This is a genomic window from Aeromonas sp. 3P (genome assembly GCF_051919745.1).
In the GTDB taxonomy this organism is placed as follows: domain Bacteria; phylum Pseudomonadota; class Gammaproteobacteria; order Enterobacterales; family Aeromonadaceae; genus Aeromonas; species Aeromonas veronii.
Genome location: NZ_JBQBED010000001.1, coordinates 2476172 through 2482500, shown reverse-complemented (window position 1 = coordinate 2482500; position 6329 = coordinate 2476172). Strand labels below are relative to the sequence as shown.

Sequence of the window (6329 nt, the reverse complement as noted above, 5' to 3'; positions counted from 1 at the left end):
GGTGCTAACGTCCGTCGTGAAGAGGGAAACAACCCAGACCGCCGGCTAAGGTCCCAAAGTTCTGGTTAAGTGGGAAACGATGTGGGAAGGCTCAGACAGCTAGGATGTTGGCTTAGAAGCAGCCATCATTTAAAGAAAGCGTAATAGCTCACTAGTCGAGTCGGCCTGCGCGGAAGATGTAACGGGGCTCAAACCAGGCACCGAAGCCGCGGATTCACACTTATGTGTGAGTGGTAGGGGAGCGTTCTGTAAGTCTGCGAAGGTGTATCGAGAGGTATGCTGGAGATATCAGAAGTGCGAATGCTGACGTAAGTAACGATAAAGGGGGTGAAAAGCCTCCTCGCCGGAAGACCAAGGGTTCCTGTCCAACGTTAATCGGGGCAGGGTGAGTCGACCCCTAAGGCGAGGCCGAAAGGCGTAGTCGATGGGAAGCAGGTTAATATTCCTGCACGACTTGTAATTGCGATGGGGGGACGGAGAAGGCTAGGTGGGCCAGGCGACGGTTGTCCTGGTGAAAGTGCGTAGGTGGTGTTTCTAGGCAAATCCGGAGACACAACACTGAGACACGAGACGAACACACTACGGTGTGGAAGCCATTGATGCCCTGCTTCCAGGAAAAGCCTCTAAGCTTCAGATTACAAGTCATCGTACCCCAAACCGACACAGGTGGTCGGGTAGAGAATACCAAGGCGCTTGAGAGAACTCGGGTGAAGGAACTAGGCAAAATAGAACCGTAACTTCGGGAGAAGGTTCGCTCTTGACAGTGAAGTCCCTTGCGGATGGAGCAGTTGGGAGTCGCAGTGACCAGATGGCTGGGACTGTTTATCAAAAACACAGCACTCTGCAAACACGAAAGTGGACGTATAGGGTGTGACACCTGCCCGGTGCCGGAAGGTTAATTGATGGGGTTAGCGCAAGCGAAGCTCTTGATCGAAGCCCCGGTAAACGGCGGCCGTAACTATAACGGTCCTAAGGTAGCGAAATTCCTTGTCGGGTAAGTTCCGACCTGCACGAATGGTGTAACCATGGCCATGCTGTCTCCACCCGAGACTCAGTGAAATCGAATTCGCCGTGAAGATGCGGTGTACCCGCGGCTAGACGGAAAGACCCCGTGAACCTTTACTACAGCTTGGCACTGAACATTGAACCTACATGTGTAGGATAGGTGGGAGGCTTTGAAGGCGTGACGCCAGTTGCGCTGGAGCCGTCCTTGAAATACCACCCTTGTATGTTTGATGTTCTAACGCAGGGCCCTGAATCGGGCTCGCGGACAGTGCCTGGTGGGTAGTTTGACTGGGGCGGTCTCCTCCCAAAGAGTAACGGAGGAGCACGAAGGTTGGCTAATCCTGGTCGGACATCAGGAGGTTAGTGCAATGGCATAAGCCAGCTTAACTGCGAGACGGACAGGTCGAGCAGGTACGAAAGTAGGTCATAGTGATCCGGTGGTTCTGAATGGAAGGGCCATCGCTCAACGGATAAAAGGTACTCCGGGGATAACAGGCTGATACCGCCCAAGAGTTCATATCGACGGCGGTGTTTGGCACCTCGATGTCGGCTCATCACATCCTGGGGCTGAAGTCGGTCCCAAGGGTATGGCTGTTCGCCATTTAAAGTGGTACGCGAGCTGGGTTCAGAACGTCGTGAGACAGTTCGGTCCCTATCTGCCGTGGGCGTTGGATGATTGAAGGGAGTTGCTCCTAGTACGAGAGGACCGGAGTGAACGAACCTCTGGTGTTCGGGTTGTCACGCCAGTGGCACTGCCCGGTAGCTAAGTTCGGAATCGATAACCGCTGAAAGCATCTAAGCGGGAAGCGAGCCCTGAGATGAGTCATCCCTGACCCCTTGAGGGTCCTAAAGGGCCGTTGGAGACCACAACGTTGATAGGTGGGGTGTGTAAGCGCGGCGACGTGTTGAGCTAACCCATACTAATTACCCGTGAGGCTTAACCATACAACACCCAAGAAGTGTTCTGGGCCTTGTAGCAAATACCAAGCGAACTACTAACTAATTCAGTGATAGCGACAAGCCAATAGGCAACCTCGTTACTCACGTCAGCTTTCTGGATTAAGAATTTGCCTGGCGGCCATAGCGCCGTGGAACCACCTGATCCCATGCCGAACTCAGAAGTGAAACGCGGTAGCGCCGATGGTAGTGTGGCATTCGCCATGCGAGAGTAGGACACTGCCAGGCACCCAATTAAACAGCGATGTGAAGAATCACGTCACTGGCTGCGAGGATGACACCTCAGAAGAAGCAGCAGAAAATTTAGCGCAAGCTAACCGAATGCGGAGCGGTAGTTCAGTCGGTTAGAATACCGGCCTGTCACGCCGGGGGTCGCGGGTTCGAGTCCCGTCCGCTCCGCCACTAATTTGAAGGCCTTCCCAGATGGGAAGGCCTTTTTGCTATGGGTGGTTTTGCTCATAAGACCTACATATTTGCACATCGGAACCAATACAAAGCCCGGCTTCACGACCGGGCTTTTGTATTTTTAGCGCGTTAAACCGCCAATATCTGGCTTTTACCTGCCAAGTAAGAGTGCCAGATAGCCGGTTATTTCCACCATTTTCGGGCTATATCCGAGCCTTGTTGGCTTCATTCGAGGTCACTTGAGCGAGTCTAGAGGCGGCCAAATCAGGCTTGTGTTGCTTGCTGAGTACAGGGCAGTCCCATATTGACCACCTCCGCTTCCATCTGCACGTCGATCTTGAAGCCCAGCAGCTTGGCTAGGCTGGGAATACCGAGATTGCCGGATTAATCAGGTACCGTTCAAGCAAAGAGGCCTTCCCGACGGGAAGGCCTCTTTGCTTTATCTATCAACTGATTATCATCACTCGGTCGATTTATCAGCGCTTCTCTTTGTTGCCAATGCTCAGGCCGAGCTTGATGGAGAGGGCAGCCAGTAGCAGCAGCATCATGATCAGGGAGAAGAAGTTGCTGCCAAGCTCCGGGTATTGCACCTTGAGCAGCGCGGAGTGGCCGAAGACACCGATAAAGAAGCAAAGCAGGGTGCAGATGGGGGTGTTGCCCACCATGGGTTCATGGCGATAGTGCTGGAACAGCTGATAGGCCGCCAGCCAGAGGGCAATCAGCGGAAAGAAGGAGAAAGGCACGACCGAGTTGGTCAGCACGGCCAGAGAGGCATCGCCACAGATACCAATCAGCATGGCCATGGCGAGCGGTTTTTTCGGGATCATAAGCTGTTCAGTCATATCGTTCTCCATCCTGTGGTCATGGGTGAGGTTCACGGCGCTTCTGGTTTTGTACCTCGGCGCCCATGGCGATCATCCGCAGTTGGCGAATTGTTCGGTCGGAGAGTGCCCGGCACTCTTCGCTGGTCATGTCGAGCGCATCGGCACCGGCACTGAAGACGATGGTAACCATGGCTTCTGCCTGGATGTAGGCATCTTCCCGTGGTGCTTCGGTGGTGGCTTCCAGATAATCGGTTAGCTCGGCAATGAAGTGCTGGATTTCGCGAGCCACCGCCTGACGAAAGGCGGCCGAGGTGCCGGAGCGTTCCCGCAGCAGCAGCCGGAAGATGTTGGGGTTGTTCTCGACGAACTCCATAAAGGTCTGCACCGAGGTGCTGATGACACTACCACCACCGGCAATGCGCTGGCGTGCCTGTCGCATCAGTTGGCGCAGGGTGAGACCTCCTTCGTCAACCAGGGTCAGGCCCAGCTCCTCCATATCGCGAAAGTGGCGATAGAAAGAGGTGGGCGCGATACCTGCTTCGCGAGCGACTTCCCGCAGGCTGAGATTGGAGAAACTCCGATTGGCGCACAGTTGGCTGAATGCAGCATCGATCAATGTACGCCGGGTTTTTTCTTTTTGTTGAGCGCGAATACCCACGAAATCAGTCACCTTCAGCTTAACGAGGACAAATGATAACCCGAAGGCGCCTCAGGATCAGGTTTGTATCCTACTTTTTTACCATTGACCGTGAGGAAATCACCATAGAAAATGGCTAACAGCTGTTCGCTGAAAGGATGCAATGAAATGGCCAGACCCCCCATTATTTTGACCAATACCCTGCTGTTCTCCCTCTCCGGGATAGTGGCGTTGATTGTCGTACCTTGGTACGGCGTGAGCCACGGTTACGATCTCTGGCAGTGGGCCAGTTTCCTGTTGTTGTTCTGCCTTAGTGGTCTCTCCATCACCGCAGGCTATCACCGGCTCTGGTCGCACAAGGCCTACAAGGCGCACCTCGCTTTGCAGTGGTTGTTTGCCATCGGCGGTGCGTTGGCGCTGCAGAATTCGGCCCTGCACTGGTCGGCCGATCACCGCCGTCACCATCGTCATGTGGATGACAACGATAAAGACCCCTACAGCGCGGGGCGCGGCTTCTGGTATTCGCACATCGGCTGGATGCTGCGTGAGCATCAGGGAGATCGCTATGGCGATTACAATAATGTGCGTGACCTGCAGAACAACCCGGTGGTCGCGTTTCAGCACCGTCACTATCTGACGCTGGCGCTGGCGGCCAATCTGGGGCTGCCGCTGCTGCTCGGCCTGTGGCACGGGGATATGCTCGGCATGTTGCTGTTGGCGGGCGTACTGCGGATGGTGATGACTCACCACACCACCTTCTTCATCAATTCGCTGGCCCACATCTGGGGCAGTCAGCCCTATACCGACCACAATACCGCTCGCGATAACGGCATCCTGGCTTTTTTCACCTTTGGCGAGGGGTACCACAACTTTCACCACCTGTTCGAGAATGACTACCGCAACGGCATTCACTGGTGGCAGTTCGATCCGACCAAGTGGTTGATCCGGCTCGCCTCCTGGTGTGGTCTGGCGGGGGATCTCAGATCCTCGCCGGAGGAGCGTATCGAACAAGCCCGGCTGCAGATGCAGCTGAAACGGGCACAAGCCAAGTTGCGCAAGCAGGAAGATCGCGAACTGTGGCAGGCGCTGCTGCAGGAGGAGTACGACAAGCTGAGCCAGCAGTTGCAACACTATTACGCCAGTCGCAAGCGGCTGCTGGAGCTGCGCAGGCGCAAGGCGCTGGCGCGCTATGACCGCCTCAAGCTGCAACTGGAGTACCGGGCCCTGCGGGACGGCTTTATCGCAGGTAAACGCAACTGGAGTCGTTTGCTGGCAGGTATTGCATGATGCCGTCCGATTATCACAGAGACTAAAGGAGAAGACCGCCTGCTGGCGGTCTTCTCTTTTATGATTCAACTCAAGCTAGTTGGCTTGGCTCTGCTGTTGCTGCAACTGATCCAGTGCCTGTTGCTCCTGCTGGCTGGGACCCAGCTGTTCACAGGCCTGCTCAAAGCTGATCCCCAGATGGGGCATCATGATATCCAATAACGGGAGGGCTTAGTTGGCTTGGCTCTGCTGTTGCTGCAACTGATCCAGTGCCTGTTGCTCCTGCTGGCTAAGACCCAGTTGTTCACAGGCCTGCTCAAAGCTGATCCCCAGATGGCACATCATGATATCGATGGCGGGCAGATAGTTCTTCATAGCTTCTTCCATGGTGATCCTCCAGACCCGTCACTTATGCCCTGAACCACTCGGGGCGGCAATTAGACTTTAGGCTTAGTCTGTCCATTTGATCAGCACCCCTGCCACTGGGGTAGGGAATTTGTTACCCTGCACCATGATAAAAACGGTTGCCGTATGACTGCGAGCAACAGGTGAGGAGCAGGGCATGTTATTGAGTTTCTTGATCATCGCTTCAGGTTGGTGGCACATCCGTGCTGCCTACGGTTCAGACTGCCGCCAGTTCTATATCAGCAAGCCGCTGACCATGCTGCTTATCATTGCGTTGGCGTTCGGCTACCAGAGTTATGACCACGACGGTTCCCACGCCTGGATCCTGCTCGGCCTTTGTCTCTCGCTGGCGGGCGATGTGCTGCTGATGCTGCCAAGTGATCGCTTCATTCAGGGGTTGGCGGCATTTCTTGTCGCGCATCTCTGCTATATCGTCGGTTTTGCCCAAGGGCCGTTGTTGCTCAATCTGGTGGATGGTTTGCTGCTGTTGCTGATCGCCGGCATGGTCTTTGGCCTGCTGTGGGGCAAGCTTGGGGAGATGCGGATCCCGGTCTTCTGCTACATGCTGGTGATCATTGGCATGGCCTGGGTGGCCGCCGGTGCCTGGCACGCCTCTCTCACTGCCGGTTCGGCCGCCGCTCTGGTGGGGGCACTGATGTTCCTCTTCTCCGACAGCATGCTGGCGCTCGATCGCTTCCGCCACCCCTTTCCCCATGCTCGTGCCTGGGTGATGAGCAGCTACTTCGCGGCGCAATTCCTGATTGCGGGGTCGCTGGCGGGATAACGCTTTCTGGTTGAGTGCAGGTAACAGATAACGAAAAACGGGCATT

General features: G+C 55.3%; 5 protein-coding genes, 1 tRNA gene and 2 rRNA genes (1 of these 8 cut by a window edge). 5 read left to right on the top strand and 3 right to left on the bottom strand.

The genetic code is table 11. The features are described from left to right. The 3 genes from ACTG19_RS11345 to ACTG19_RS11335 all read left to right on the top strand — a co-directional run. Window positions 1-1950 (top strand): 23S ribosomal RNA (locus ACTG19_RS11345) (it extends 940 nt beyond the left edge of the window). A 125-nt stretch (window positions 1951-2075) separates the two neighbouring features. Continuing rightward, a 5S ribosomal RNA gene (gene rrf, locus ACTG19_RS11340) occupies window positions 2076-2190 on the top strand. 97 nt (window positions 2191-2287) lie between these two features. Then, window positions 2288-2364, top strand: a tRNA-Asp gene (locus ACTG19_RS11335). Window positions 2365-2843: 479 nt separating this feature from the next. Here the strand turns inward: ACTG19_RS11335 and ACTG19_RS11330 are convergent. Together ACTG19_RS11330 and fabR are read right to left on the bottom strand one after the other, a co-directional pair. Next, a complete protein-coding gene (locus ACTG19_RS11330) occupies window positions 2844-3209 on the bottom strand; it encodes a YijD family membrane protein (RefSeq protein ID WP_019444675.1) in 366 nt (121 codons plus the stop codon). 19 nt (window positions 3210-3228) lie between these two features. Beyond that, window positions 3229-3849, bottom strand: a complete 621-nt coding sequence (gene fabR, locus ACTG19_RS11325; protein ID WP_005339921.1) for an HTH-type transcriptional repressor FabR — start codon at window positions 3847-3849, stop codon at window positions 3229-3231. A gap of 147 nt (window positions 3850-3996) precedes the next feature. On the opposite strand from fabR, the gene ACTG19_RS11320 reads away from it, so the two are divergent. Continuing rightward, entirely contained in the window at window positions 3997-5115 is a 1119-nt protein-coding gene (locus ACTG19_RS11320; RefSeq protein ID WP_113740352.1) for an acyl-CoA desaturase, read from the top strand. A gap of 210 nt (window positions 5116-5325) precedes the next feature. On the opposite strand, the gene ACTG19_RS11315 is transcribed toward ACTG19_RS11320, so the two are convergent. Beyond that, on the bottom strand, window positions 5326-5481 hold the full coding sequence (locus tag ACTG19_RS11315; protein ID WP_005348505.1) for a hypothetical protein: 156 nt from the start codon (window positions 5479-5481) through the stop codon (window positions 5326-5328). A 175-nt stretch (window positions 5482-5656) separates the two neighbouring features. Between ACTG19_RS11315 and ACTG19_RS11310 the strand changes: the two genes are divergently transcribed. After that, window positions 5657-6283, top strand: coding sequence for a lysoplasmalogenase (locus tag ACTG19_RS11310; RefSeq protein WP_113740353.1), 627 nt, complete (start codon window positions 5657-5659; stop codon window positions 6281-6283). Window positions 6284-6329 lie beyond the last annotated feature (46 nt).

Bases quoted from the DNA above. Each gene is read 5' to 3' on its own strand.
- ACTG19_RS11330 (WP_019444675.1), bottom strand. From the start codon at position 3,209: ATGACTGAACAGCTTATGATCCCGAAAAAACCGCTCGCCATGGCCATG.
- ACTG19_RS11320 (WP_113740352.1), top strand. From the start codon at position 3,997: ATGGCCAGACCCCCCATTATTTTGACCAATACCCTGCTGTTCTCCCTC.
- ACTG19_RS11315 (WP_005348505.1), bottom strand. From the start codon at position 5,481: ATGGAAGAAGCTATGAAGAACTATCTGCCCGCCATCGATATCATGATG.
- ACTG19_RS11310 (WP_113740353.1), top strand. From the start codon at position 5,657: ATGTTATTGAGTTTCTTGATCATCGCTTCAGGTTGGTGGCACATCCGT.